Annotated in this window: 23 protein-coding genes; 12 read left to right on the top strand and 11 right to left on the bottom strand. The window is 37.3% G+C overall.

Translation table 11 applies throughout. From position 1 onward, the window contains the following. Nucleotides 1-115 precede the first annotated feature (115 nt). The gene (locus ACN1CD_RS01445; RefSeq protein ID WP_419128473.1) at nucleotides 116-3,151 is read left to right on the top strand and encodes a VIT domain-containing protein; all 3,036 of its coding nucleotides are present in this window, start codon (nucleotides 116-118) and stop codon (nucleotides 3,149-3,151) included. Nucleotides 3,152-3,408: 257 nt separating this feature from the next. Here ACN1CD_RS01445 and ACN1CD_RS01440 read toward each other — a convergent pair whose 3' ends face one another. Next, nucleotides 3,409-3,930, bottom strand: a complete 522-nt coding sequence (locus ACN1CD_RS01440) for a 5' nucleotidase, NT5C type (protein WP_419128472.1) — start codon at nucleotides 3,928-3,930, stop codon at nucleotides 3,409-3,411. Between the two features lie 143 nt (nucleotides 3,931-4,073). On the opposite strand from ACN1CD_RS01440, the gene ACN1CD_RS01435 reads away from it, so the two are divergent. After that, nucleotides 4,074-4,634, top strand: a complete 561-nt coding sequence (locus ACN1CD_RS01435) for a 30S ribosomal protein S16 (protein ID WP_132531325.1) — start codon at nucleotides 4,074-4,076, stop codon at nucleotides 4,632-4,634. A 174-nt stretch (nucleotides 4,635-4,808) separates the two neighbouring features. Then, entirely contained in the window at nucleotides 4,809-5,342 is a 534-nt protein-coding gene (rimM, locus tag ACN1CD_RS01430; RefSeq protein ID WP_419128471.1) for a ribosome maturation factor RimM, read from the top strand. A 126-nt stretch (nucleotides 5,343-5,468) separates the two neighbouring features. Here rimM and ACN1CD_RS01425 read toward each other — a convergent pair whose 3' ends face one another. Further along, nucleotides 5,469-6,533, bottom strand: a complete 1,065-nt coding sequence (locus ACN1CD_RS01425; protein WP_419128470.1) for a serine hydrolase domain-containing protein — start codon at nucleotides 6,531-6,533, stop codon at nucleotides 5,469-5,471. A 231-nt stretch (nucleotides 6,534-6,764) separates the two neighbouring features. On the opposite strand from ACN1CD_RS01425, the gene trmD reads away from it, so the two are divergent. The 3 genes from trmD to ACN1CD_RS01410 all read left to right on the top strand — a co-directional run bounded on the left by trmD (nucleotide 6,765) and on the right by ACN1CD_RS01410 (nucleotide 9,224). Next, entirely contained in the window at nucleotides 6,765-7,439 is a 675-nt protein-coding gene (trmD, locus tag ACN1CD_RS01420; protein ID WP_320463794.1) for a tRNA (guanosine(37)-N1)-methyltransferase TrmD, read from the top strand. Nucleotides 7,440-7,576: 137 nt separating this feature from the next. Continuing rightward, the gene (gene rplS / locus ACN1CD_RS01415) at nucleotides 7,577-7,924 is read left to right on the top strand and encodes a 50S ribosomal protein L19 (protein ID WP_025141628.1); all 348 of its coding nucleotides are present in this window, start codon (nucleotides 7,577-7,579) and stop codon (nucleotides 7,922-7,924) included. Nucleotides 7,925-8,048: 124 nt separating this feature from the next. Then, the gene (locus ACN1CD_RS01410) at nucleotides 8,049-9,224 is read left to right on the top strand and encodes a mechanosensitive ion channel family protein (protein WP_419128469.1); all 1,176 of its coding nucleotides are present in this window, start codon (nucleotides 8,049-8,051) and stop codon (nucleotides 9,222-9,224) included. 93 nt (nucleotides 9,225-9,317) lie between these two features. On the opposite strand, the gene ACN1CD_RS01405 is transcribed toward ACN1CD_RS01410, so the two are convergent. The 3 genes from ACN1CD_RS01405 to ACN1CD_RS01395 all read right to left on the bottom strand — a co-directional run bounded on the left by ACN1CD_RS01405 (nucleotide 9,318) and on the right by ACN1CD_RS01395 (nucleotide 12,806). Beyond that, on the bottom strand, nucleotides 9,318-9,977 hold the full coding sequence (locus tag ACN1CD_RS01405; protein WP_419128468.1) for a phosphatidylserine decarboxylase family protein: 660 nt from the start codon (nucleotides 9,975-9,977) through the stop codon (nucleotides 9,318-9,320). Nucleotides 9,978-10,030: 53 nt separating this feature from the next. Beyond that, nucleotides 10,031-10,573, bottom strand: a complete 543-nt coding sequence (hpt, locus tag ACN1CD_RS01400) for a hypoxanthine phosphoribosyltransferase (protein WP_419128467.1) — start codon at nucleotides 10,571-10,573, stop codon at nucleotides 10,031-10,033. An 85-nt stretch (nucleotides 10,574-10,658) separates the two neighbouring features. After that, nucleotides 10,659-12,806 (bottom strand): transglycosylase domain-containing protein, encoded by a 2,148-nt coding sequence (locus tag ACN1CD_RS01395; RefSeq protein WP_419128466.1) that lies wholly within the window; start codon nucleotides 12,804-12,806, stop codon nucleotides 10,659-10,661. A gap of 131 nt (nucleotides 12,807-12,937) precedes the next feature. Between ACN1CD_RS01395 and ACN1CD_RS01390 the strand changes: the two genes are divergently transcribed. Genes ACN1CD_RS01390 through ACN1CD_RS01380 form a run of 3 tightly spaced genes read left to right on the top strand, consistent with a single transcriptional unit; the run spans nucleotide 12,938 to nucleotide 14,985 of the window. Beyond that, on the top strand, nucleotides 12,938-14,014 hold the full coding sequence (locus ACN1CD_RS01390) for an Mrp/NBP35 family ATP-binding protein (RefSeq protein WP_419128465.1): 1,077 nt from the start codon (nucleotides 12,938-12,940) through the stop codon (nucleotides 14,012-14,014). 34 nt (nucleotides 14,015-14,048) lie between these two features. Beyond that, on the top strand, nucleotides 14,049-14,294 hold the full coding sequence (locus tag ACN1CD_RS01385) for a NifU family protein (protein ID WP_154280643.1): 246 nt from the start codon (nucleotides 14,049-14,051) through the stop codon (nucleotides 14,292-14,294). Nucleotides 14,295-14,346: 52 nt separating this feature from the next. Then, nucleotides 14,347-14,985 (top strand): hypothetical protein, encoded by a 639-nt coding sequence (locus tag ACN1CD_RS01380; RefSeq protein WP_419128464.1) that lies wholly within the window; start codon nucleotides 14,347-14,349, stop codon nucleotides 14,983-14,985. Nucleotides 14,986-15,261: 276 nt separating this feature from the next. Here ACN1CD_RS01380 and def read toward each other — a convergent pair whose 3' ends face one another. The 4 genes from def to ACN1CD_RS01360 all read right to left on the bottom strand — a co-directional run bounded on the left by def (nucleotide 15,262) and on the right by ACN1CD_RS01360 (nucleotide 19,949). After that, nucleotides 15,262-15,822 carry a peptide deformylase gene (gene def / locus ACN1CD_RS01375; RefSeq protein WP_419128463.1) on the bottom strand — a complete coding sequence of 187 codons (561 nt, stop codon included), beginning with the start codon at nucleotides 15,820-15,822 and terminating at the stop codon, nucleotides 15,262-15,264. Nucleotides 15,823-15,928: 106 nt separating this feature from the next. Then, nucleotides 15,929-17,161: a M16 family metallopeptidase gene (locus ACN1CD_RS01370; RefSeq protein WP_419128462.1), complete on the bottom strand. Its 1,233-nt coding sequence runs from the start codon at nucleotides 17,159-17,161 to the stop codon at nucleotides 15,929-15,931. Between the two features lie 26 nt (nucleotides 17,162-17,187). Beyond that, nucleotides 17,188-17,640, bottom strand: coding sequence for a hypothetical protein (locus ACN1CD_RS01365; protein ID WP_419128461.1), 453 nt, complete (start codon nucleotides 17,638-17,640; stop codon nucleotides 17,188-17,190). A gap of 98 nt (nucleotides 17,641-17,738) precedes the next feature. Beyond that, complete coding sequence (locus tag ACN1CD_RS01360; protein ID WP_419128460.1) at nucleotides 17,739-19,949, bottom strand: S9 family peptidase; 2,211 nt, start codon at nucleotides 19,947-19,949, stop codon at nucleotides 17,739-17,741. A gap of 168 nt (nucleotides 19,950-20,117) precedes the next feature. On the opposite strand from ACN1CD_RS01360, the gene proB reads away from it, so the two are divergent. Beyond that, complete coding sequence (gene proB / locus ACN1CD_RS01355; protein ID WP_419128459.1) at nucleotides 20,118-21,197, top strand: glutamate 5-kinase; 1,080 nt, start codon at nucleotides 20,118-20,120, stop codon at nucleotides 21,195-21,197. Between the two features lie 481 nt (nucleotides 21,198-21,678). After that, nucleotides 21,679-22,926: a glutamate-5-semialdehyde dehydrogenase gene (locus tag ACN1CD_RS01350; RefSeq protein ID WP_419128458.1), complete on the top strand. Its 1,248-nt coding sequence runs from the start codon at nucleotides 21,679-21,681 to the stop codon at nucleotides 22,924-22,926. Nucleotides 22,927-23,230: 304 nt separating this feature from the next. Here the strand turns inward: ACN1CD_RS01350 and ACN1CD_RS01345 are convergent, their stop codons facing one another. Continuing rightward, entirely contained in the window at nucleotides 23,231-24,613 is a 1,383-nt protein-coding gene (locus tag ACN1CD_RS01345) for an MBL fold metallo-hydrolase RNA specificity domain-containing protein (RefSeq protein WP_419128457.1), read from the bottom strand. 405 nt (nucleotides 24,614-25,018) lie between these two features. Between ACN1CD_RS01345 and ACN1CD_RS01340 the strand changes: the two genes are divergently transcribed. Continuing rightward, complete coding sequence (locus tag ACN1CD_RS01340) at nucleotides 25,019-25,273, top strand: hypothetical protein (RefSeq protein WP_419128456.1); 255 nt, start codon at nucleotides 25,019-25,021, stop codon at nucleotides 25,271-25,273. A gap of 60 nt (nucleotides 25,274-25,333) precedes the next feature. Here ACN1CD_RS01340 and ACN1CD_RS01335 read toward each other — a convergent pair whose 3' ends face one another. Next, on the bottom strand, nucleotides 25,334-26,011 hold the full coding sequence (locus ACN1CD_RS01335; RefSeq protein ID WP_419128455.1) for a type 1 glutamine amidotransferase domain-containing protein: 678 nt from the start codon (nucleotides 26,009-26,011) through the stop codon (nucleotides 25,334-25,336). Nucleotides 26,012-26,040 lie beyond the last annotated feature (29 nt).

Raw genomic sequence — 26,040 nt, 5'->3', positions numbered from 1 at the left:
CCAGAAATCATTTTTACAGGTAATGTGGTGCCTGATTAAAGCATCACGAGGTTGAGGCTAAAAAATAATTTATGCAATCCTTTAAATTTTTGCATCACTATTAAAACCTTAAGCTATGAGCGTCATAAAACTTCTACTCGCCTTCCCTTTGTTATTCATTGCCTTTATTACATCTGCCCAAATGCCAGTTTTGAAAGTTCAGCAGGCATCAGATGAACAAAAAAACGTTGTTAAACTCCAGGCGTTAAGTATTGATGTGCAAATAACTGGAAACATTGCGACCACAGTAATGAAAATGACCTTTCATAATAGTAGCAACCGAATCTTAGAAGGTGAATTAACTTTTCCAATGCCAGAGGGCGTAAGTGTAAGTCAGTATGCTTTAGATATTAATGGCAAAATGCGGGCGGCTGTTCCGGTAGAAAAGGCTAAAGCGACCGAAGTTTTCGAAAGCATTGAACGTCGGAGAGTGGATCCGGGTTTGCTGGAAAAAATAGAAGGAAATAATTTTAGAACAAGAATTTATCCCTTACCAGCAAATGGGGAAAGAACAATAATGGTTGGTTATGAAGAAGAATTATCTTTTAATAAAAGTAATTTAAAATACCATTTGCCATTAGATTATGGGCAGCCAATTGAAAAGTTTTCACTAAAAACGACAGTGTTTGAAAGCATAATTAAGCCTGAATTGGCAGAACAACCAGATGGATCGTTTGATTTAAAAGCCCGTGGCAATACCTATACCGGCGAAATTCATAAAACAAACTATCAACCTAAAAATGGACTGACCATAAATTTGCCTAAACGAAACGATTTGCCAGAAGTTCAAATGCAAAAAGCATCAAACGGATATTACTTTCTGGTGAATGTTTTTCCTCAATTTAAAAGCAGGGCAAGGCAGTGGTCAAATCGGGTTGGTGTAATTTGGGATTGTTCATTAAGCGGCTTGCAACGGGATACAAAAAAAGAAATGGAGCTTTTAGGCTTGATGATTAAACAAAAACAAAACCTCACCATCCAATTAGGTTTGTTAAATAACGGTTTTAGGCAGGGTGGTATTTTTAATATTAAGGGTGGAAATTGGTGGGCCTTAAAAGATGTGCTGGAAAAAATAGTTTATGATGGCGGTACGAATTTCAGTGCGATTAATTCCAGGTCTTTCCAGGCTGATGAGTATATTTTTTTCAGCGATGGACTCTCCACTTTCGGCAAAAATACCATTTCACTTGATAAGCCGATTCATTGCATAAATACATCGCTCAAAGCTGATTACAGCACCTTAAAACACATCACCCTAAAAACAGGCGGACAGTTTATAAACTTAAATGTATCGTCTACTAATGATGCATTTAAACAATTAAACCAGGAAAACCTGCAATTTTTAGGAATTAAGAATGGGGCCGATGTTCGCCAGACTTATCCATCAATGCATGTGAATGTGAACGGACATTTGGCCGTAGCAGGAATCTTAAATGGTTTAAATACTGAATTTATTTTGCAGTTTGGATATGGATCAACCGTTACTACCGAACAAACGGTGCGCCTAAATGCAACTGAGCATAACTTGAGCAGTATTGATGTAAGCCGGGTTTGGGCACAAAAGAAAATTGCAGAAATGGATATTCAATATGAGGCAAACAAAGATGATATTAGTGTTCTCAGTAAGCAGTTTGGTATCGTCACCCGGAATACAAGCCTGATTGTTCTGGAAAACTTAGCAGATTATTTAAGGTACGATATCGTTCCGCCGGTTGAATTACGCCAGGCTTACGAAGCTGCTTTAAAGCAAAGACGAATGGAGAACCAAGAGCGTAAAGCAAATTTATTAAATGCTGCGGTTTCCATGACGAAAGAGTTAAAAACGTGGTGGAACACAGATTTTAATTATAAGGAATCTGTAGTTAAAAAGGAACAGTATCCAACTCCGGAGGGTATTACGGTAAGTCAGGATAATGTAGTTACGAATGCGGTTAGAAACAATGCATCCCGGAATGAGCGGTCTGTTCAAGCTCCCCCACCTCCTGTCTCAGCTACTGGTGCAAACCTTGATGATCGCCATGCGCTTGCAGAAGTAGTGGTTGTTGGGTATGGATCTCAAGCGAAAAGAATGGTAACAGGAAGTTCAGTTACACTTAGGGGAAATAACTCGATCAATAGCGAAGAATCGTTGCAGGGAAGAATAGCTGGCGTGAGTATAGGCCAAACAAAAGCACAGAAAACAGTGGCTCCGCCGCAACCAGTTATCATTATCCCTGAATTTAAAAGTGACAAAGATTACATGAAAAGCTTAACGGGTAAACCAGATAGTGCTTACCAGGCTTACCTAAAAATGAGACCGACCTATATAAGTACGCCGATGTTTTATTTTGATGTGGCGAACTGGTTCTACCAGCAAAAAGATAGCGTTAGGGCTTTGACCATTTTAAGTAGTATTGCTGATTTAGATTTAGAAAATGCCGATTTATATAAAACGCTGGCTTATAAATTAAAGCAGACTGGAAATTACAGCGAAGAGATTTTTGTCACTGAAAAAGTTTTGCAATGGCGGCCAATGGATGCGCAAAGTTACCGGGATTATGCGTTGGCTTTAGCTGATAATGGTCAGTATCAAAAAGCTTTGGATAATTTATACAGGGTTTTAACACAAAGTTATAACAGTCAGATTGCCAATCGCGATCAGGGAATAGAAGAAATTGTGATTTCTGAAATCAACAACCTGATAACCAAGCATGGCGGTAAATTAAATACGAAGGAGATCGATAAGAGATTAATCCAACCCTTACCTGTTGATATTCGTGTGGTATTGAACTGGAATAAAAATGATACCGATATTGATTTATGGCTAACGGACCCAATTGGCGAAAAAGGATACTACGGAAACTCCAGAACGAAAATTGGCGGAAGAATAAGCAATGATTTTACTTCCGGTTATGGGCCGGAGCAGTTTATGCTTAAGAAAGCTGTGAAAGGAAAATATAAAATTGAAGTGAATTACTATGGCGATAGGCAAATTAACATCAGCGGACCCACAACTGTAACTGCTGAAATTTATACACGTTATGCTACAGGTAAGCAACAAAGAAAAGTAATTGTATTACCAATGGCTGCGGGAAGTAGCGGGGGTAGCTTAGTTGGTGAGTTCTCTTTTTAGAAGGTGATTGCACAGATAAAAGGATTTCACAGATTTGAAAGGTCAAAGAATCAATCTAGGTTTTTAAAAGCAGGCTTAATTGATTGCTACAAACTGTAGTTTGTTAAGCGGGATTGAAGCGATATCCTTTTTGTTTTTAAAAAGTTGACAACCTTAATATCTCAAGAGAAAGAAAGTTGTCAACTTTAATTACAAAAAGATTTAGCGGAAAGCCCGGCTACAGAAACGATGAAAGCCTACACTTTCACTTCCAAATATTAAAGCAATAGTCCGGCTACCTCTTCCCAGGTATTTACGCGTTCGTATTCCGTAATGAGCAAGTTGTGCGGCGAGGTAAATAATAAAGGTCTGCCCACAAAATTCACGAAGTTTTTGGTTCGGTCGTCGATAATAATATCTGCGCTTACAATTTTATTTCCACAGAACATGATGTGTTGCCAGTCGATAAAGGGAAAGTGATCGGCCAGCCAGTCGTATTTATCAACCAAAGAGTTACGAAATTCCATTGCGGCCGAAACGATATAAACATCATATTTTTCTTGTAGGGCCTTAATTACACGTTGGCTATCGGGTATCACTTCTAAATCACGAAAAAAGCCTGGTTCATTAATATATTCGAACCATTTTTGATTTACATCTTCAGGAACATGGTGATAAATTTCGTTTCCGGCATCAATTTTTAAATCTAATGGAACGTTGTAATCTCTGTTATAAAGCTTGATGAATTTGCCAACCGCATCAGCGATTACCTCATCCATATCTATCGCAATTTTTTCCATATGGTATCTGCTAGTATTTTGAGTCAAATCTCCTGAAAATAAAGATATTAAACTATGTTTTTAATTTACAGTATTTTAGTTATCTTTGCAGCCCCGCAGTATGTAGCTCCGGGAACTATGTTGAATACATAAATACTAAAAAAATGGCAACTAAAATCAGATTGCAAAGATTCGGTAAAAAAGGAAAGCCTTTTTTCCATGTTGTGGTAGCAGATTCTCGCTCTCCACGTGATGGTAAATTCATTGAGCGTTTAGGTTCTTATAACCCAAACACCAATCCTGCTACTATCGAAATTAACTTCGAAAAAACATTAGCTTGGGTTAACAGTGGTGCGCAACCAACTGATACAGCTCGTGCTATTCTATCTTACAAAGGCGTTTTATACAAAAAACACTTAGAAGGTGGTGTTAAAAAAGGTGCTTTAACACAAGAACAAGCTGACGAAAAATTCACTGCTTGGGTTGATGCTAAAGCTGGTAAAATCTCTGGCAAAACAGAAGGTTTAGCTACTTCTAAAGCAGATGTGCGTAAAGCAGCATTAGCCGCAGAAGCTAAGAAAAAAGAAGACAGAGCAGCAGCAATTGCCGCTAAAAATGCACCAGTTGCAGAAGAAGTTGTTGAAGAAGAAGTTCCGGCTGTTGAAGCTGAAGCTACTGAAGAAGCACCTGCAGCAGAAGCAACTAAAGAAGAAGGAGCAGAATAATTTTAATTATTTTGATTCAAAAAATAGCGTTCCGAATTTCGGAACGCTATTTTTATTTAAGCAATTTTTTACAGGTTCGTCATGCTGAATTTATTTCAGCATTTGTTTATTAAGATCCTGAAATAAATTCAGGATGACGGCCATAATAATGCCCCTTTAGGGGTTTGGGGTGATATGAAACACGAAGAAGCATTTTACATAGGCTACGTTACCAAAACCAGGGGTTTAAAGGGAGAGGTTCAAATATTTTTTGAATTTGATGAATATGAAAAACTCGAATTTGATGTGGTTTTTGCGGATATGAACGGAAAACTTGTGCCTTATTTCGTGGCTGATTCCAAGCTGCAGGTTAACAAAACGGGTTATTTCAATTTTGATGATGTTGACCACATCGATAAAGCACAGCCGTTATTAAAAAAGAAGCTTTATTTACCAATTGCCCTCATGCCAGAGCGTGATGAAAGTGAGTTTTTCTACACCGATTTAAAAGGTTTCATGGCTATTGATGAAACGCTTGGTGAGCTTGGCGAAATATTGGAGGTAAATGAATATCCTCAGCAATTTATCGCTATGGTTTCTTATAAAGGAGCAGAAATTCTTTTTCCTTTAAATGAAGATTTTATTGTAGAGATTGATGATGAAGAAAAAATTCTGACACTCGATTTGCCGGAAGGTTTGCTGGATATTTATTTAGAAAAGGTAAAATAATTCAAATTTCAAAGCTTCACATCTGTAGTTAGGCCTCTTTTTTTGTATAAAATATTTTTGGATGAAACTTATGATTAGTTAATGGTATTTTATTGCAACATATATTGCTTTACAGATAGCGTAAAATCAAAAAACTGCTTTTCCAATTCTAAATGCAAAATCACCTAAGTCAGTCAGATTCGTGTTAGACAGCATGATAATACTAACATTACGGTTTAGGTAATGAAACCAAGCGCAGTTAGCACCTTGTATTCTTCCGTATCTTTCCATTCTTTTATACTTATCGATAACTCCTTTGTAATCTCTTATCCAAACACTGTATCCGTAATCATCTAAACCTGGAGTTAATAATTGATTTAGCGTTTGTTTATTGATCAGTTGATGGCTAAAAAGAGCGTTATTAAACTTAATCAGATCTGTTGTACAGGAATACATGGCGCCTGCGGCAGAAAAATCCTCAATATATAAAGGTATGTTTGGAATTAATTTAATGTTTTTACCCTCATAATATGCTGTGGCCAAGTTTGGTATTAATTTATAATGATTGATGATACCAGAATTACTCATGTGTAATGGAATTAGAATTTGCTCTTCTAAAATTTTTTCATAGGGTTTTTTGTATATTATTTCTAAAATCCTCCCTAAAATCATGTATTCCCCATTGTTGTAATCAAATGTCTTTCCAGGTTCGTTAATAAGGGGATTTGAACAGAAATTATCTACAATTTCTTCTAAAGTATACGGCTTATGATAAAACCCAATTCCGTACCTCATAAAATGAGCGTCTGTAGCAGTATCGGTATTTTTCATTCCGGATGTATGGTTTAACAATTGGTGGATGGACACCTTTGAACCGCCTTCTCCCTTGTAGGAAGGAAAGTAGCTGTTTATTTTTTTATTCAGATCTATCTTCCCTTGTTCCATTAGTTGGAGAATCAGAACCGCGGTAAATGTTTTTGTGATAGAACAAATCTGATATTTTGTATTGTTTTTAATTGGTGAATTAAAGGAGCGTTCTGCTAATCCGAAACTTTGGTGATAAATAATCTTTGCATCTTTTTTTATCAATATAGTTCCGTTAAATTGATGTTGGCTTGCATAGTCTGCAATGAATTTTTTAATATTTTTAGATTGAGCATGCACATTATAGTTAATGATCAGAATGTAAACAAATAGTAAAAGATATTTCATTTAACAGTGGTATTAATTTCTAATATATGACGTTGGAGATTATGCTTACGTTACACTTTGAGGAAAATATCATTGTTATCAAGGGTTAAAATTTGCGATAAATAATAAATGCCTATTATTTCTTAATAGATAATTGGAACAATTTTATGAATAGGGGCGTGCGAATACGCTTTCGATTAGAAAATTCGACTTCAGACTATAGACTTCAGACTAAAGACTTAACTTTGCGCCATGCGTTTCGATATTATAACTGTTCTGCCTGCTCTATTAGAAAGTCCATTTGCCCATTCTATTTTGCAGCGCGCTCAAAAAAAGGGTATTGCAGAAATTGTTGTTCATAACTTGCGGGATTATTCGACCAATAAGCAAAAAAGTGTAGACGATTATCAGTATGGTGGTGGAAGCGGAATGGTGATGAGTATTGAACCTTTTGCTGCATGTATAGAAAAGCTTCAGGCTGAAAGGGAATATGACGAGATCATATTCATGAGTCCTGATGGTGTTACGCTTAATCAGAGCACGGCTAATGAATTATCTGGCAAACAAAACATCATTATCCTTTGTGGCCATTACAAGGGGATAGATCAACGCATTCGGGATATTTTCGTTACGCGTGAGATCTCTGTTGGCGATTACGTGTTGAGTGGTGGAGAATTACCAGCGGCCATTGTGGTAGATGCGGTGGTACGGTTAATTCCGGGTGTTTTAAATGACGAAACCTCTGCCCTTTCCGATAGTTTTCAGGGAGAGTTATTAGACGCACCGGTTTATACCCGTCCGGCAGATTGGAAAGGCCATAAAGTGCCTGATATTTTATTAAGCGGGCATGAAGCGAAAGTGAACGAATGGCGGCACGAACAAGCTTTAGAACGGACAAAACAACGTCGTCCTGATCTTTTGGAATAGAAGAGTTTACACAGGCTTAATGTGGATTTCTAAAAGAATGTGGAAAAAATAAAATTAGTTTTTTTAATTGAAAAAAAATCCCTAATATTGCAATCCGAATTTCACGGGTTGAAATATCGATTTAATAGCTTAAAATCATGGATTTAGTAAAATTTGTTGAAGAGCAGGCCATCGCGAAAAAAGATTTTCCTGCGTTCAAGTCTGGCGATACAGTGAGCGTACACTATAAAATTCGCGAAGGTAATAAAGAACGTATTCAAATTTACCAAGGTGTTGTAATTCAACGTAACAGTGCTGGTGCTAACGAAACTTTCACAGTTCGTAAAATGAGCAACAGTATTGGGGTAGAGCGTATTTTCCCTATCAATTCTCCAAATATCGAGAAGGTAGAAGTGAATAGCTATGGTAAAGTTCGTAGAGCGAAATTGTTCTATTTACGCGCTTTAACTGGTAAAGCTGCTCGTATCAAATCTTTGAGAAAATAATACTCTTTATTATAAGATATAGCCTTCACGATTAGTTTCGTGGAGGTTTTTTCGTTTACACTGCTTATTAGAAGATGTTTCTAAAAGAGATGCCATCATTACCTAAAATTTTAGATATTTATATATGTTAGACGCTGCTTTTTTCGAACAGGTATTCTGGGGCAATACGGTTAAAGCCTATTGCCTGTTTGGTGCGATTCTTTTCTTAGGGATAATTCTAAAAAGAGTTTTTTCTAAGCTGCTGAGTAAATTGCTGTTTAAACTTTTCAAAAATTTCTCTCAGCAATCGCATGATGATGCCTTCGTGGCCTTGCTCGTAAAACCGATTGAGGTGTTTATTCAATTGACTACGCTTTACTTGGCCATTAATCAGTTAAAACATCCACTCGAGGTGGCTATATTTCATTACAGAAAGTTAGTTGGGAAAGTAAAAATATCCGTTCCGGTAAGCTTAGGCGATTGTATAGACAGGATTTTTCTGTTCATGATTATTCTTTCCATCTTCTGGATTATTTTAAGGATTATTGATTTTATCAGTCATGTATTATTGTTCAAAGCATCATTAACGAGCAATAAATCCGATGATCAACTGGTGCCTTTTCTGAAAGAGCTTTTTAAAACATTGATCATCTTCATCGGTTTCTTTACGCTTCTAGGGTTTGTTTTTGAAGTGAATGTATTAACCCTGATTACCGGTTTAGGGATTGGTGGTATCGCAATAGCACTGGCGGCAAAAGAAAGTCTCGAGAATCTGATTGGATCATTCACTATTTTCTTGGATAAGCCATTTGTAGTAGGCGATCTGGTTAAAGTAGATGGTGTAGAAGGCACGGTAGAGAAAGTTGGTTTTAGAAGCACGAGAATCCGTACGTCAGAACGTACAATGGCGACTATCCCTAACCGTGGGATGATTGATGGCGTTTTAGAAAACCTTTCCCTTCGAAATTCCCGTAAGGTTTCTTTTATTATCGGCCTTACCTATGAAACTTCTTCAGCATCATTAAGAAAAATTATAACAGAAATTGAAAGTCATATTAACAATCACATTGGTACAAGTGATGATGGTAATGCCTCATTCAAAAGTTTTGGAGATTCTGGTTTAAATATTGAAGTGAATTACTTTGTAACGGTATTAAACTATAATGATTTCCTTAAAATAAGGCAAGAAATTAACCTGGAGATTATGGATATTGTGATGCGTAATCAATCTGATTTTGCTTACCCTACGCAACGTTTGATCAGCGATCGGCCATTGACCTCGGATGCTGAAAAAGAAGTTGGAAATGATGCGACAGATTAAGTTCATTTTGCTATATTTCTTTACCCTCTAAAATAAGAAAACCCCGATTCGGAATCATTTCCAAACCGGGGTTTTTAATATAGTGTAAGACAATTAACTTAAGGTAGCAAGTGTGGTGATCCCTCCTTTTACTACCTGATTTAGTTCTACATTAACCTTAGTGCCAACAGGTAAGAAAACATCAACCCTGGATCCAAATTTAATAAAACCAAATTGCTCGGTTTGTACCACCTGATCTCCTTCTTTTACGTACCAGACAATTCTGCGGGCTAAAGCGCCAGCAATCTGACGAAATAAAACAGGTACGCCACTTTTATGCTCCACCACAGTTGTGGTACGTTCGTTTTCTGTAGATGATTTTGGATTCCAGGCTGCAAGATATTTTCCAGGGTGGTATTTGAAGAATTTTACTACTCCAGAAATGGGGTTTCTGTTGATGTGTACGTTAACAGGAGACATAAAAATAGAGACCTGTAAGCGTTTATCTTTAAAGTACTCACCTTCTTCGGTTTCTTCGATTACCACTACTTTGCCATCTGCAGGACAAATCACCAGGTGTTCGCCGGCAGAAAAGCTGCGGCTTGGATTTCTAAAAAACTGCAATACGATAATAAATAAGGCAGCAGAAAAAATATAGATAAACCAACGTAACCAGGTAATGTCGTAGTATTTGTAATCAACAACTGCATTGATAACAAAAATGAGTAAAATGGTTATGGCTATGGTAGTATAGCCTTCTTTGTGTATGGTCATTGTGTAGAATTATTGGGCAAAGGTGCAAAAAATAAATTAATCCAATTTAAAAATTATGCCTCGGTAGCCCTGTAAATATCTATCAGGTTTCTTCCCAGTCCATTATAATCTAACCCATAACCCACCACAAATTCGTTGGGAATCTCAAAGCCAATATAGGCTAAATCATCTATGTCGTGTTTCAATGCTGCCGGTTTTAATAACAGTGAAGCCACTTTAACGGAAGCGGGATTTTTTTCTTTGATCATTTTAAGGATGTGTGTTAAAGTTAAGCCAGTATCTACAATATCTTCGACAATAATAATATCCCGGCCCTCAATATTTGTAGGCAGACCTATTAATTCTTTAACCTGACCAGAACTAGATGTGCCTTCATATGATGCTACACGCATAAAAGCGATTTCGCAAGGAATGTTAACTTCTTTAACTAAATCTGCCATAAATAGAAAACTCCCGTTTAATACCCCAATGAACAATGGACATTTATCTTCATAATCCAGATTGAGCTGAATGCCCATTAAGCGAATCCGTTTATTGATGATATCATTTTCTAAAAAGATTTCGAATTCCTTATCTTCTACTTTTATTTTGTGCATTCTGTTGTTGTAATGTTTAATGTTGTAAAGTTGAATGGTTAGCAAACAAGCCTATTAACTTAAAATCGCCTGGTTAAAAATTGGCTTAACCTCCATTTTCGAGCTCTTTTTCTCGTCTTCGCTGCTCTCTCCGCTCCTGCCTTAACTGTTTCTTAGATTTTGTAGTATCGGCTTGTTTAACGCTTGAAGTATCCTTTCGGCCACCGCCAAAAATACGATCGAAAAGATTTTTATTATTATCCTGCATAATTACAGGAGGCATTCCTTCATCATCATCACCATCAAATGCGGTCGTATCAACTGCTGCCGTGTCTGGTGCTAAATACTGGCGTAAACCTTCTCTCAACCGAACATTATAAAAACCATAACCAGAAGTATCAGCAGGGGTTAAACCTCTTCTGGCCATAATATTCCCCATAAACCGGAAGTAATTAAACATGTAAGGCTTCAGGCCACCACCAGCCATAAATTTATACATAGATGCTTTTGGCTTCGGTACAATACTGGCTAGAAATAATCCATCACCAATGGTTAAATCGGCAGGTTGCTTTCCAAAATAATATCTTGATGCCTCCCCAATTCCGTAAATGTTTTTGCCCAATTCCATAATGTTGAAATACACTTCCAGCATCCTGTTTTTGCTGACCAGGTGATTGTGTTCAATTAACCAAACAATCAGGATTTCTTCGGCTTTCCGGGCTAAAGTTTTCTGACGGCTTAAATAAACATTTTTAACCAACTGCATACTGATGGTACTTCCACCACGCTTAAATTTCTTTTCTTTATAATTTACAGCGATTGATTTTCGGATAGACTCCTCTACGAAACCATTGTGGGTAAAAAAAGAAGGATCTTCTGCCGTTAGCACCGCATTAATGAAATTTTTAGAGATCTGATTTAATGGCGTAAAATTTGGATTAGATGGACCGATGGTAATGTCTCGCATGGGTTTGCCATACTCATAAGGAGTATACACAAATGGGCTGTTAATTTTTTGAAGATCGGTTTTCCCCCATTTTGTGATTTTAAAATCAACAGGTGTTAAAGTAGAACTGAAACGAACGCTATCTGGAATTTTGGTGTCGAGATAAAAGTTCAAATTATACTTCACTTTTCCCTGTACTTTTAAACCTTCCAAAGACTCGAATAGCCCTTGTGGAAATGCATCCAGAACACCTTGTGCATCTTGTTCTTCTGCCGTTAGTTTCAACTCATAAATCTTGTTTTTTCCTAACGTATATTTCACGTAGGGATGGATTTGAGCTGTTTTTAAATAAGCAGTTGAGCTGCTATCCAGAGCGATGTAATTTGGACCAACCAGAATATCTGCATCCAGTTTTGCACTTTGCACTATAATGTCGTTCGAAGCGATACGCGGCTGATTAATCAACATATTTTTAACCGACCAGGAACCAGAGATTTTGTAATCATTACCACTGTACTTTGCGTTTTTCAACTCCGTTTGCAGGGTGTCAAAGCTTAGTTTGGCATGCAGTTTATTATTTAGATAAGGCAATTCTAGTTTTTTCCCGTCAGCATAAGCGGTAAAGCTTAATTCTTTGCTGCCAGGATTCACATAACCATCCACATGCCAGGTAGATTCTCCGTTATTAACATTAATGGTTGATTTCAAATCACCACCATCAATCACCGCAGCGGTTGCAAAACTGAGTTGAGCAGTATCGTGATCATTGAATTTAAAAACCATGTTTTTAACATCCATATCATCAGGGATTTTGTATAAAACCTGATTCAAGATGTTATTGGCAATCTCTGCCAGATTTGATTTTCCTTTATTCTCGGTACTGTCTTTTTTCTTCCTTTTTAAGATAAAATCGATGTTTGTAGTAGAATCTTTTAAAACGACACTCACAAAGCCATTGCTCATTTCCACCTCAGATAGTTTAACATTTCCAAAGATTAGTGGAAATAATTTCACTCCGATACTGAGTTCCCCTATATTGGAAAGCGTATCCCGCTCTTTGGGAACTACAGAAATAGCGGTCATTTTTACGGTACTCAAACCTGTAAATCCGGCGGAGCCGATCTTTACCTCCAGTCCATAATCTTTATCAGCTTTAGCTATCGCTTTGGCCACCATTTTCTTCAGGAGAGCTTCTCTTTTAGAATAGGCAACAGCACCTAAAGAGATACAAACAATTAAAAAAACACCCAAAACCCAGGCTCCGATTTTTAAATATTTTTTAGGGATCTTGATTTTTGGTATTCGCATATGGTCGTTAAAATGGTTAATTGCTTAAACGTAACAATTAAATGTTTATTTCGTGTTAAAATTACAGTTTAAAAGCCTAAATAAAAGTATTTGTGGCTATGTTTTGTTAATTTTGAATTTAAACTAATACAATGCAAATTAGCCCGCAACAAGTTTTAGATGCACTTAAAAATGTAGAAGATCCGGATCTTAAAAAAGATTTGGTGACCTTAAACATGATTAAGGATTTAAAAATTACTGATCTTTATATAAGTTTTACCCTTGAGCTTACTACGCCTGCATGCCCGATGAAGGAGATGCTAAAAAATGCCTGTACAAATGCCATTAAGCATTTTGTATCTGCAGAGGCTGAAGTGGCCATTAATGTTACCTCAAGAGTTACTCAGCCAACAAATTCATCATCCTTGGATAACATCAAAAACATCATTTTAGTTTCTTCAGGGAAAGGTGGTGTTGGCAAATCTACCGTATCCAGTAACCTTGCCGTAGTGCTGGCCAAAGATGGTGCGAAGGTAGGTTTAATAGATGCTGATATTTATGGTCCATCGGTACCAACCATGTTTGATCTGGTTGATGCAAAACCTGGAGCAGAAGAAACGGCAGACGGAAAAACCAAAATCATCCCGATTGAGAAATATGGAATAAAAATTTTATCGTTAGGTTTCTTTGCAGATCCTGGTCAGCCGGTGCCATGGCGAGGTCCAATGGCTTCAAATGCAGTAAAGCAATTATTTAACGATACCAACTGGGGCGAACTAGATTATTTAATCGTAGATCTTCCACCGGGAACCGGAGATATTCACATTACCATTACACAAAGCTTCCCTATTTCAGGTGCCGTTGTGGTGACAACTCCTCAACAAGTTGCGCTTGCTGATACACATAAGGGCCTTGCAATGTTTAAAATGCCAGGAATTAATATTCCAATATTGGGCGTAGTGGAAAACATGTCTTATTTTACACCGGAAGAATTGCCAGATAATAAGTACTACATCTTTGGTAAAGGCGGTGGAACTAAACTTGCGGAACGATTTGATGTACCCTTTTTGGGCGAAATTCCAATTATCCAGAGCATTTCTGAAGCTGGAGATAATGGCAAACCTGTGGCACTAAACCAAAATCCTTTGTTGGATGTTATATTTGGAGATATCGCGAGTAAGATTGCGCAACAAATATCTATCAACAATGCACAAATGGTGAATTGCTAAAAAATTACTATTTTTATATTTTAAAAAACTTATAATGAATTTAACAGAGCAAGTAGAACAGGCATTGGAAACTATAAGGCCATATTTAAAGGCGGATGGAGGTGATGTTTCTGTTGAAGAAATTACAGCCGAAGGTACCGTAAAGCTTAAGCTATTGGGTAACTGTGGCTCCTGCCCAATGAGTTTCATGACCATGAAATCGGGTATTGAGCAGGCAATTATGAAAGCTGTACCTCAAATTACTTCAGTAGTTGCCGTAAACATGGCAGAGCAAGATTAGCTTTAACACTATTTAACAAGGAAGTTTTATTTTTAAAATTACTTTTGTCACAATGAGATATTGTGTAGCCCTAATTTGCTTATTTTTTTCCGTTACCAGCTTTGCACAACAAAAGCCGGCCCGGGAAAAGCTTATCCAGTTTTCGGGTATCATCACAGATATGGACAGTTCAAATGTAATTCCATACGTTACCATTACTAATCTTTCAGCAAACAGTAAACGTGTTGCTGCAGATTACAGGGGTTATTTTACTTTCATCGTAAACCCTGGTGATACCATTTTATTTACTGCAATTGGTTACAAGAAGTTTTCTACGGTTATTCCGGAAGGCACGCCAGATAGCAAGTATACGATTATGGTTAAATTGAAATCAAATGTAATCGACTTACCTTCTGTTCGTGTTTTCCCTTGGGCAACAACAGAAGAATTTACCCGCGAGTTTCTTTCTATGAAGCTGGCGGATGATGATATGGCAATCGCTAAAAAGAATCTTTCCCGTTCATCAATTGATGGATTGATTCAAACGCTACCTCGTGACGGACAGGAAATTGGCAGTCAGAATTACCGTTATAACTTCGACAGAATGATTAATAAAAATATGGTACAAACCAATCCTTTATTAAATCCTTTTGCGTGGGGTAAATTGATGCAGCAGATTTTCGACGGAGATAAGAAGAGAAACGAGAATTAAGTCGTGAGTCTTTAGTTCGGAGTCTGGAGTCTTGGACGTTCAAAAATGCAGATTCCATTGCTGGTGGCACCAGCCATAACAAATTCAATTTAACCATAGCGCAGAAATAAAGGAAAAACATTTCCCTTTTACATCTTCCGATCCCATGGCCAATTCCATGGCTGGTGGCTCACCAGCCATAAACAGAATACTTCATCAACCATAAAGTTCACCCTCAGCATAGCGCACAAAAAAAGGAAAACGTTTCCATTTTCCCTCTTACATCTTCTATAAAACCTATCTTTTTTTACTCTTGTTTGGAAATTTCATCTTATAATCCGTTTGGATATTTCCTTTTGAAATCGCATCCAATTTGCTTTTAAGCATCGTTTTACGCAAAACACTAACCTTATCTGTAAACAACTTTCCTTCAATGTGATCATATTCATGTTGAATTACACGCGCTGGCATGCCATCAACATCATCTGTATGTTCTACAAAGTTTTCATCGAGGTAAGTAACCTTGATATTTGGTTTGCGGGAAATGTTTTCACGAATATCCGGAATGCTTAAACAACCTTCGTTAAAAAACCAGGGCTCTCCCGTTTCTTCTACAATTTTTGCATTGATAAACACCTTTTTATAGCCAGGAGTTCCATCCTCATCTTCACCTATATCTACAATAAACAAGCGAATTGGAAGGCCAATTTGAGGTGCCGCCAAGCCAACGCCATTCGCATAATACATGGTGTCAAACATGTCGCTAATCAGCTTTTGTAATTCAGGATAATCTTTATCGATGTCGGTTCCAACCTTTTTTAAAACTGGGTCTCCGTAAGCAACTATAGGTAATTTCATTGTGTAATATATTTTTTATTTCGCCAGCCATTACGGAGCAATTAAGCAATGACTAAGGTCTGGCAATACAACTCGAATCAACGATTTGTATTTACAAAAATAAGAATTATTCCGCTATTGGCGAGAAAGTAAAGATGTTAAGGTTTTCGATATCTAAAACCTCATCAGCAATTTGTGCAATTTCTTGTGTGGTAACGTCGTTTATTTTCTTAAAAACGGTTTCCAGAGAGTCGATTCTGTTGTGATCAATTAAGCTTTTTGCCATGGAAATGATCAGGCCGATTCTATTTTCTTCGCCTAAAGCAATCTGACCAATAAATTTATTTTTAGCTTTTTGTAATTGAAGGTCATTCAAAGGCTTTTCTCTTAGTTTTTTAATCTCTTTAAAAATTAATGATAAGGCTTTGGCTTGCTTCTCTTTATCTGTTCCGAAATAGATGGAAAAGATCCCGGTATCACTTAGTGGCGAAAAGTTAGATTCAATGGTATACGCAATTCCATATTTTTCCCTGATTTGCAGGTTTAATACGGAACTCATTCCATTACCACCGAAATAATTGTTCAATAGCATTAAACTAACTTTTTGCTTTTGATGAGCAGAATAAGTCTGGGTTCCTAAAATGCAATGTGCCTGCATAATTGGTTTATATATTGTGGTTGTGGTTGGCTTTAAAATTTCTGGTTTTGTTCTGTGTTTTTCTGGTATATTTTCTTCAACATCTCCAAAATGTTTAGTGCCCTTATTTACCACACTGTTCAGGCTATAATTCCCGATTACTGCCACCACAATTTCATTGGTTCGGTAGTTTGCTTTCCTGAAATTGATTACGTCTTCACGTGTGAAGCTTTGCACCGAATCTGTAGTGCCGAGGATGTTATTTCCAAGCGGATTACCAGCAAACAGCATATCTTCAAAATCATCATTAATGGCTTCTTCCGGTTGGTCTAAATAAGAGGCTATTTCATCCAGAATTACGCTTTTCTCCTTATCCATTTCCTCTTCAGGAAAGGTAGAGTGGAAGATGATATCATTAAAAAGATCTAATGTGCGATCTAAATATGGATTTAAAAAAGAGGCATGAACGCAGGTATATTCTTTGGTGGTATAGGCATTTAAATCTGCACCTACGCTTTCTAGTCGATTTAAAATCTGGTTGGTACTGCGTTTTTCAGTACGCTTAAAAATTAGGTGTTCGATGAAATGTGCTAAGCCAGCCTTGTTTTCAGTTTCATCGCGGGAGCCGGTATTGATGATGATGCAGGCATGAGATATGGCTGAAGCCGATGGCACGTGCAACAAGCGAATGCCGTTCGGTAAAGTGTGAACATTGTATTCCATTAGCAGACAAAGATACGGCTAAATGATTACAATGTTTCGGTATCAGGATATTGCAATTGTAAAGTGGAGATCAATTTATCTTTTGTTGGCCTGTTGCGGATGAGGAAAATTAAGTTTGCCGCAGCAAAAATTAAAAAGAACGCATTGTGTGATATAAAAGAACCTACAAGGTTGAAAAGCGCACCGCCTTCTAATAGTGCAGCACTCATGATAAATGCGGTTTGGTATTGATTTATTTTGAGATCGAGGGAAGCCGTTTTGTCGATTTTTGATGTTAAATTTTTGTAAGCAATGATGCTGACCGAAATGGTAATCAAGCCAACGATTGGAAAAATTGGATTAAAAGGCGCTGTATTGGCGGGATTAGCATCAAAATAAAATTGATCTTTATTGATAAAGCTGGTAACTGCTGCGAAGAGAAATACGCCAGAGCATAATGCCAGATGAATGACTTGAAGCTGTTTTAATTTAGGATTCATTTAGGATTTAGATCGGATGTTGAAGTTAATTATAAGACAAATATTAAGCCTGTTGAAAATGGCTAAATCTTCAACAGGCTTATTATTAAATAGCTAGGTTACTTTGTTATTCCTTCCAGTTTAAAGAAGAAAGCATAACCTAAAGCTTCTTCTTTGAGGTAATCAAAACGACCAGATGCACCACCATGTCCAAATTCCATATTGGTTTTTAAGAACAATACATTTTGATCTGTTTTCATTGCCCTTAATTTTGCCACCCATTTTGCAGGTTCAAAATATTGCACCTGACTATCATGCAAGCCAGTAGTTACGAGCATATTTGGATAGGCTTTTTTCTCCACGTTTTCGTAAGGAGAATAACTTTTCATATAATCGTAAGCATCTTTTTTCTTTGGATTTCCCCATTCATCAAATTCATTTGTAGTAAGCGGAATACTTTCATCCAGCATGGTGTTTACCACATCAACAAAAGGCACATCGGCGATTACCCCATTCCATAAGTCGGGAGCTAGATTCACAACTGCACCCATTAACAAACCACCTGCGCTTCCACCATTGGCATATAAATGACCTTTTGAAGTGTATTTTTGGTCGATTAAATATTCACCTGCGGCGATAAAATCAGTAAAAGTATTTTTCTTTTTCATCAACTTACCATCCTCATACCATTGGCGACCCATTTCTTGTCCGCCGCGGATATTCGCAATAGCGAAAACAAAACCGCGATCTAGCAAGCTTAATCGAACCGAAGAAAAATAAACGTCAGAATTTGAACCATAAGAACCATATCCATAGAGCAGTAAAGGCGATTGACCATTCTTTTCAAAACCTTTTTTATACACCAATGCAACAGGAATTTTAGTGCCATCTTTTGCAGTTGCAAAAATGCGTTCCGTTACATAATCTTTAGGATTGTAGCCACCAACCACTTCTTGCTGTTTCATCAGCTTTTGTGTTTTCTTCTCCAGGTCGTAATCATAAACTGAACTCGGCGTAGTTAATGATGTATAAGAATAACGCAAAGTTTTGCTATTGTATTCAGGATTGGCGCCAACACCAGCATCGTAGGCAGGTTCATCAAACTTGATGTAATAATCGCCTCCGTTTTTCTTTAGCACACGTAATTCAGTTAAGCCATTTTTGCGCTCTGATAAAACCGTATAATCTTTAAATTCTTCGGCACTTTCTAAGAGTACATCCGTGCGGTGCGGAATTACTTCTTTCCAGTTTTCTTTTTCCGTTTTATCTAACGGGCATTCCATTAACCTGAAATTCTTCGCATTCCAATTGGTTAAAATCAGAAATTTCCCGTCAACTGGCATTACACTATATAAAACATCTTTTGAGCGGGCTGAAAAAACTTTAAAATCATTCTCCGGATGGTCAGCATCAATCATTTTAAATTCTGATGTTAATGTACCTTGTGAAGCAACGAAGATGTATTTTCCGTTTTTTGACTTTCCGACGCCAATATAATTCGTGTTGTCTTTTTCATCATAAACCACTACATCCGTTTTCGCATCTGCACCAAGCGTATGTTTTTTAATTTTTTCACTTAATAGGGTAACAGGGTTTTTTGAGGTATAAAACAAGGTTTTATTGTCGTTTGCCCAAGCACCAGGTCCTTCGGTATTGGTGATTGCATCTTTATAAATTTCGCCGGTTTCAAGGTTTTTCACCTGAATGGTATATTGCCTGCGGGAAAATTTATCTACACCAAAAGCCAATAATTTATTGTCCGGACTCACTTTAAAGCCATTAGCACTGAAATAAGAATGTCCCTTAGCCATTTCATCAACATCAAGCAACACTTCTTCAGGCGCAGTTAAACTTCCTTTTTTACGACAGTATTTGAAATATTGTTTGCCATCTTCGGTACGCGAATAGTAGAAATATCCATTCCTAAACACGGGTACAGATTCGTCTTTCTCCTTAATCCGGCCTTTCATCTCCTTAAATAAATCTACTTGAAAAGCATCTGTACTTTTCATCATCTCGTTAAGGTATTGATTTTCGGCTTTCAGGTAATTAACCACCTTGGTACTATCCGGGCCTTTCTTGAAGTAATCAATCATCCAATAATAATTGTCTACCACTGTATCCCCGTGAATAACACGTTGATGTGGAATGATTTCCGCCACAGGTGCCTTTGCATCTGGCCATTTTATAGGTTCCATTTCTTTCTTTTGAGGGTTATTACAGGCTGAAATTGTGCCAAGCAAAATCAGGGAAGGTAAGATACGTTTCATGTCTGGTTCAGTATTAGGTGCTTGCAATTTAATGAAATAGTTCATTAGTTCAATAGTCATTGGTTTATAAGTGATGTGGTGGTTAATTGTTCAAATCGGTTAATTGGCTCCGAACGCTCAACTTCAAACTGATTATTATTTTCGTAAAAATCGATCAAGCCTATAGATAATCATCCGAATTAATAAAATAGATGTTAAATTGCCAAAACAAATGGCATTAATATAATAATGAAGTTAGGGTATAAAAAAATAATAGTTAAGGTTGGATCGAATGTAATTACGCAGGAGAATGGACTGCCGGATGAATCAAGAATTAATCATTTAGTGGATCAGTTGGCAGCGATAAAAAAGCAAGGCATTGAAGTGATCTTGGTTTCTTCCGGAGCTGTTGCGGCAGGAAGAAGTTTAATTAAAGTTTCTGAAAAGCAGGATGCGGTAACCACAAGACAATTATTAGCTGCCATTGGCCAGGTAAAACTGATAAATACTTATTCTAATTTCTTTGCTGGACATCAGATTAAGTGTGCGCAGGTGCTGGTAACAAAGGAAGATTTTCGTGATCGCGCCCATTACCTAAACATGAAAAATTGTATGCAAATTCTATTGCAGAACGATGTTATTCCGGTAGTAAATGAAAATGATGTAGTTTCCGTAACCGAACTCATGTTTACCGATAATGATGAGTTGGCAGGATTAATTGCCTCTATGTTAAATGCCGATGCCTTAATTATTCTGTCGAATGTAAATGGAATTTATAACGGAGATCCTAAAATTGAAGGTTCGAAGGTAATAGAAGAGATTTCAGGAACGGTTTCTAATCTGGCTTCGTTTATTCAAACGGGTAAATCTCAGTTTGGGAGAGGTGGTATGATTACGAAATCAACTATGGCACAAAAAGTTGCTAAACTTGGAATTACTGTTCATATTACCAATGGAACAAAAGATAATGTGCTTATATCTTTGCTTGATCAGGAGTTGATTCACACTCGATTTGTTCCGGAAAAAAGTAAATCAGGTAAGAAAAAATGGATTGCACACTCCGAAACAGCAGCAACAGGTATTGTAAAATTAAATGATGGAGCAAAAACTGTTTTAACCTCTGGTAAAGCTACCAGTTTATTGCCCGTTGGGATTATAGAAATTCAAACCGATTTTTTAAAAGGTGATATTATTAAAATCGTTGATGAACAGAATCAGCTAATTGGTTTAGGAATTGCTGAATATGGTTCTGATAAGGCAATAGAAAGAATCGGGCAGAAGAAGCAAAAAGCTTTGGTGCATTACGATTATTTTTATTCGGCGATATAAGCTGAAAGCCTAAAGCAGAAAGACCAAAGCTGAAAGGCTATAGCAAATGTAACTAAAACAAATTAACCACAGAGGTCAACTGAGTTTAAGACATAGAGGATAATAGAGGTGTTATCCGTAAACTCTTTCTGCGCCCAGGCTTGATCCCTGATGCTGAAAGCCTAAAGCAGAAAGACCAAAGCTGAAAGGCTATAGCAATTGTAACTAAAACAAATTAACCACAGAGGTCAACTGGGTTTAAGACATAGAGGATAATAGAGGTGTTATCCGTAAACTCTTTCTGCGCCCAGGCTTGATCCCTGATGCTGAAAGCCTAAAGCAGAAAGACCAAAGCTGAAAGGCTATAGCGCAATTGTAACTAAAACAAATTAACCACAGAGGTAAACTGGGTTTAAGACATAGAGGATAATAGAGGTGTTATCCGTAAACTCTTTCTGCTCACAAGTTTGATACCTGATACTATATACTTAATACTAAAATTATGAACTACTCCACATACTTCGAAAATGCTAAGAAAGCCACCAGAGATCTCATCATTCTATCCAAAGAAAAAGTGAATGCCGTTCTTTCTGATTTAGCGGAGGCTTTAGTGAATAATACAGCATCCATATTGCTGGAAAACGAAAAAGATCTCGCTAAGATGCCTATTGAAGATCCAAAATATGATCGGCTAAAACTAACCGCAACCCGTATTGTAGATATTGCTAATGATGTTAGAAACGTGGGGAACTTAATTAGTCCACTGAATGAAGTGCTATCAGAAAAGATTTTAGAAAATGGTTTAGATTTAAAAAAAATCCGTGTACCGCTTGGAGTGGTTGGCGTAATCTACGAGGCCCGACCAAACGTTACGGCAGATGTATTTTCACTTTGCTTTAAAACCGGAAACGTAGCCGTATTGAAGGGCGGAAGCGATGCTGAATTCTCCAATCTGGCGATCACAAAAGTTATCCACGGTGTTTTAGCTGCACACAATATTAACCTAGATGTGTTGACTTTATTGCCAGCAGAACGTGCTGCAACTGAAGCATTGTTAAAAGCAAGAGGTTTCGTAGATGTGTTGATCCCTCGTGGAAGTCAATCGTTGATTACTTATGTTCGGGAGCACAGTAAAATCCCCGTTATTGAAACCGGAGCTGGAATTGTACACACTTATTTCGATGAATCTGGAGATTTGGAGAAAGGAAAGGCAATCATCTTCAATGCTAAAACAAGAAGGGTGAGTGTTTGTAATTCACTTGATTGCGTGCTGATTCATGAACAACGATTGGGTGATTTGGCCGAACTTTTATCGCCGCTGGCTGATGGAAAAGTAGAACTTTTTGCAGATGAAAGGAGCTTTAATATTTTAGAATCAAGCTATCCTTCAAACTTGTTAAACCTGGCTCAAACAGAACATTTTGGGATTGAATTTTTATCCTTAAAACTCGCAGTCAAAATAGTTGAAAATTTAGATGAGGCATTAGATCATATTGCCGTTCATAGTTCAAAACACAGTGAAGCCATTATTTCTGAAAATGCAGAACACATCACTAGATTTCTAAATAACGTGGATGCCGCTGCGGTTTATGCCAATGCTTCTACAGGTTTTACTGACGGAGCACAGTTTGGCCTGGGTGCAGAAATTGGCATCAGCACACAGAAATTGCATGCCCGAGGACCAATGGGTTTGGAAGAATTAACGAGTTATAAATGGGTGGTTAGGGGTGATGGACAGGTGAGGAAATAGATGGGCGGGAAATAGGTTAAAGGGGGAATAGGAAACAGGGAAATAGAGAATAGGGAATGGATCAAAGGCAACAGGAAATGGAGAATAGTGAAAGAAATAGAGATTAGGAAATGATTAAAGAAGAACAGCACATTATGGGTGTAGGAGGCAATCTTATTTCGTTTGCTAAAAAAGAGTTAATGTACTATTATAAAGTTTTATCAGCAACGAACAACGGTAAGCGAAAACTTAGTGCATTTGCTATAAAATGTTAATTTGTTATTAAGCATTAGAAAGAAATGAATAACGATAAACGATTTAATTATTAAATCTCAAACACTTCTCCCCTTTCCGGGGAAACCACATCAAAACCGTCTTCCTGCAAAGCAGCAGCTAAACTCTTTAAACTTTTATCCTCACCATGCACCAGAAAAACCTTCTTCGGCTGACCGGTTTGTTTCACTGTTCGCATTAAATCATCATGATCGCCATGGCCGCTGAGTAAATCTGTTTGGCGAATAGTTGCATAAACCATCATTTCACGGTCTTTAATCCGCACAATTGGTGCGCCACTTAAAAGTTTATAGCCAAGTGTTCCTTTAGCGCAATAGCCAATAAAAAGGATGGTACAATAATAGTTTTGAATGTTATAATATAAGTGATCCTGAATACGGCCACCTTCTAGCATTCCGGCAGATGAAATGATGATGCAAGGGTCAAAATAATTGGAAACATCCTTACTTTCTTTGATGGTTTGTACATAAGCCAGGTGTTCAAATTCAAACTCATCGCCCATGGTTTTGTAGAAATCCTTCGCCTCCTGGTTCACCAGATTATGGTGTTTCCGGTAAACATCAGTGGCATGTATCGCCATCGGACTATCCACAAATATTTGAATTGGAGGTAATAGCTTTTTAGTAAAGATTTGGTTTAGTGCGAAAACCAAAGATTGTGTTCTGCCGATACTGAAAGCGGGAATAATTAATCGTCCAGGTGTTTTGATACATGCTTCTTCAATTTCTTTTACCAATCTTTCTTCCAGTGTGTGGTCTTTCGTATGATAGCGGCCGCCGTAGGTAGCTTCACATACGAAGTAGTCTACTTCTGGAATAGGCTCAGGTTTTACCAAAACAGGATAATGTTCACGGCCAATATCTCCAGAGAATGCAATTTTCTTTTCCTCGCCGTTATCATTAATCGTCAAAACGGCGGCAGCTGCACCCAATAGATGCCCTACCGGAATGAAAATTAAACTGATATCACCAGTAATTTTGAATGGTTTGTTAAAAGCAATGGTTACAAAACGATCTATAGTATCCATTACATGTTTGTGGAGATACAATGGTTTTGGTCCACTGAAATTGCCTCGCTTTGTGCGTGGCTTTCTACTTTGTTTACGCAAGAAAAGCTCCACAGAATCGAATAACAATATCGAGGTTAAATCGGCTGTTGGAGGGGTACAAAGCACTTGGCCATCGAAACCATGACACACTAGGGTGGGCAAATTGCCCGAATGATCAATGTGTGCATGGGTTAAAATAACCAGGTTTATACTTGCCGGATCGAAAGGAAATTGTTGGTTATCTTCCTGATAGGTTTCCTTTTCATAATCCAATCCACAATCTATCAGTATTTTATAATGCCCAACTTCCAACAGGTGCATACTTCCTGTTACCTGTTGTGCAGCACCCCAAAACGTTAACTTCATCTTCTAATCTTACGGTAAATAGTTTGGTGTAAAATAGTACAAATGACGGGATTTTTAAGCAGGAGCAAGTAATTTTTTAGTTATTGGTCGGTTTCTCTTCTTTCTTTTGCAATGCGGAGCAACGCATAAACATCGGCTTATGATCGGTTTTGCCAAAAGTGAAATATATTGTTATTAAACCCGACAGCAACGGAAATACTTTTGATTTGCACACAAGGAAATAAGTTGCCATGTCCTTCCTCCCTGTAATGACGACAATTTGAGAACGACAATAAGTTGAAAAAGATTGAAGTGAATGGCGGGACTGATGGAAGCGATGAAAAACCGAACCATTCCTTTCCAAATCATCAATAACACATAAATATTAATCTTTTAAACCGTTATCTTTGAAGAAAAATATTAGTGATGCAAGAACCATTTGACATAGAAATAGGCCCGGTAAATTATTCTGTTTTCCCAGAAGGAAATGATTCTTATACCATTTTTAAGGATGGAAGAGAATATATTCAGATTCAAAAAGATACTTCTTCCATTTGGTTAAAAATGGATTATAAAACAGAACTTCCGATTTTTGAGGAAGATGAAGAAGTGAATGCAATTGGACAGGCCATTGAAAAATATGTACCTGAAGAAGAAGATGAGAACGAAGAAGAATTGTAAAAAAAATATAAAATTTCTACTGGTCACAAAATTATGCAACCAGTAGAAAATTTTGAAATGTTAAATAAGTTTCAACAATTCTTCAGCTACTTTTTCTGATGACGCAGGGTTTTGGCCAGTTACCAATAAACCATCTACAACAGCATAAGGACTCCAATCTGCAATTTTTGTATAAATTCCACCATTTTTAACCAACATATTTTCAACCAAGAATGGTACTACATTGGTTAATTCAACAGCATCTTCTTCGGTATTGGTAAAACCCGTTACATTTTTGCCTTTTACTAAATATTCTCCATCAACTTTTACATCTTTCAACACACCTGGCGCATGGCACACAAAAGCAACAGGCTTTTTAGCGGTATAGAAATCTACAATTAATTTTTGAGAAATTTTGCTTTCAGCTAAATCCCAAAGCGGTCCATGGCCACCAGGGTAGAATACGGCATCGAAATCTTCCATCTTTACTTCTTCCAAAGGAATTGTATTTTTTAGCTTATCAAGAAGAACGGTATCATTGTCCATTCTTTTAGTAGTTTCTGTTTGGAATGAAGCTTCTTCACTTTTCGGATCAATTGGTGGTTGACCGCCTTTAACAGATGCCAGTACAATTTCAACACCCTTGTCTGCTAAAGCATAATATGGAGCGGCTAATTCTTCTGACCAAAATCCGGTTTTTTTACCTGTATTTCCTAATTCGTCGTGGCTTGTAAGCACGAATAAAACTTTTTTACTCATATCATTAATTTTTAATGTTAATCAAAGTT

The sequence above is a fragment of the Pedobacter sp. N23S346 genome (assembly GCF_048515415.1).
Classification (GTDB): Bacteria; Bacteroidota; Bacteroidia; order Sphingobacteriales; family Sphingobacteriaceae; genus Pedobacter.
This window is presented reverse-complemented; position numbering and strand designations above follow the sequence as displayed.

Coding starts and splice junctions, on each gene's coding strand:
- ACN1CD_RS01445 (WP_419128473.1), top strand. CDS start 116: ATGAGCGTCATAAAACTTCTACTCGCCTTCCCTTTGTTATTCATTGCC.
- ACN1CD_RS01440 (WP_419128472.1), bottom strand. CDS start 3,930: ATGGAAAAAATTGCGATAGATATGGATGAGGTAATCGCTGATGCGGTT.
- ACN1CD_RS01435 (WP_132531325.1), top strand. CDS start 4,074: ATGGCAACTAAAATCAGATTGCAAAGATTCGGTAAAAAAGGAAAGCCT.
- rimM (WP_419128471.1), top strand. CDS start 4,809: ATGAAACACGAAGAAGCATTTTACATAGGCTACGTTACCAAAACCAGG.
- ACN1CD_RS01425 (WP_419128470.1), bottom strand. CDS start 6,533: ATGAAATATCTTTTACTATTTGTTTACATTCTGATCATTAACTATAAT.
- trmD (WP_320463794.1), top strand. CDS start 6,765: ATGCGTTTCGATATTATAACTGTTCTGCCTGCTCTATTAGAAAGTCCA.
- rplS (WP_025141628.1), top strand. CDS start 7,577: ATGGATTTAGTAAAATTTGTTGAAGAGCAGGCCATCGCGAAAAAAGAT.
- ACN1CD_RS01410 (WP_419128469.1), top strand. CDS start 8,049: ATGTTAGACGCTGCTTTTTTCGAACAGGTATTCTGGGGCAATACGGTT.
- ACN1CD_RS01405 (WP_419128468.1), bottom strand. CDS start 9,977: ATGACCATACACAAAGAAGGCTATACTACCATAGCCATAACCATTTTA.
- hpt (WP_419128467.1), bottom strand. CDS start 10,573: ATGCACAAAATAAAAGTAGAAGATAAGGAATTCGAAATCTTTTTAGAA.
- ACN1CD_RS01395 (WP_419128466.1), bottom strand. CDS start 12,806: ATGCGAATACCAAAAATCAAGATCCCTAAAAAATATTTAAAAATCGGA.
- ACN1CD_RS01390 (WP_419128465.1), top strand. CDS start 12,938: ATGCAAATTAGCCCGCAACAAGTTTTAGATGCACTTAAAAATGTAGAA.
- ACN1CD_RS01385 (WP_154280643.1), top strand. CDS start 14,049: ATGAATTTAACAGAGCAAGTAGAACAGGCATTGGAAACTATAAGGCCA.
- ACN1CD_RS01380 (WP_419128464.1), top strand. CDS start 14,347: ATGAGATATTGTGTAGCCCTAATTTGCTTATTTTTTTCCGTTACCAGC.
- def (WP_419128463.1), bottom strand. CDS start 15,822: ATGAAATTACCTATAGTTGCTTACGGAGACCCAGTTTTAAAAAAGGTT.
- ACN1CD_RS01370 (WP_419128462.1), bottom strand. CDS start 17,161: ATGGAATACAATGTTCACACTTTACCGAACGGCATTCGCTTGTTGCAC.
- ACN1CD_RS01365 (WP_419128461.1), bottom strand. CDS start 17,640: ATGAATCCTAAATTAAAACAGCTTCAAGTCATTCATCTGGCATTATGC.
- ACN1CD_RS01360 (WP_419128460.1), bottom strand. CDS start 19,949: ATGACTATTGAACTAATGAACTATTTCATTAAATTGCAAGCACCTAAT.
- proB (WP_419128459.1), top strand. CDS start 20,118: ATGAAGTTAGGGTATAAAAAAATAATAGTTAAGGTTGGATCGAATGTA.
- ACN1CD_RS01350 (WP_419128458.1), top strand. CDS start 21,679: ATGAACTACTCCACATACTTCGAAAATGCTAAGAAAGCCACCAGAGAT.
- ACN1CD_RS01345 (WP_419128457.1), bottom strand. CDS start 24,613: ATGAAGTTAACGTTTTGGGGTGCTGCACAACAGGTAACAGGAAGTATG.
- ACN1CD_RS01340 (WP_419128456.1), top strand. CDS start 25,019: ATGCAAGAACCATTTGACATAGAAATAGGCCCGGTAAATTATTCTGTT.
- ACN1CD_RS01335 (WP_419128455.1), bottom strand. CDS start 26,011: ATGAGTAAAAAAGTTTTATTCGTGCTTACAAGCCACGACGAATTAGGA.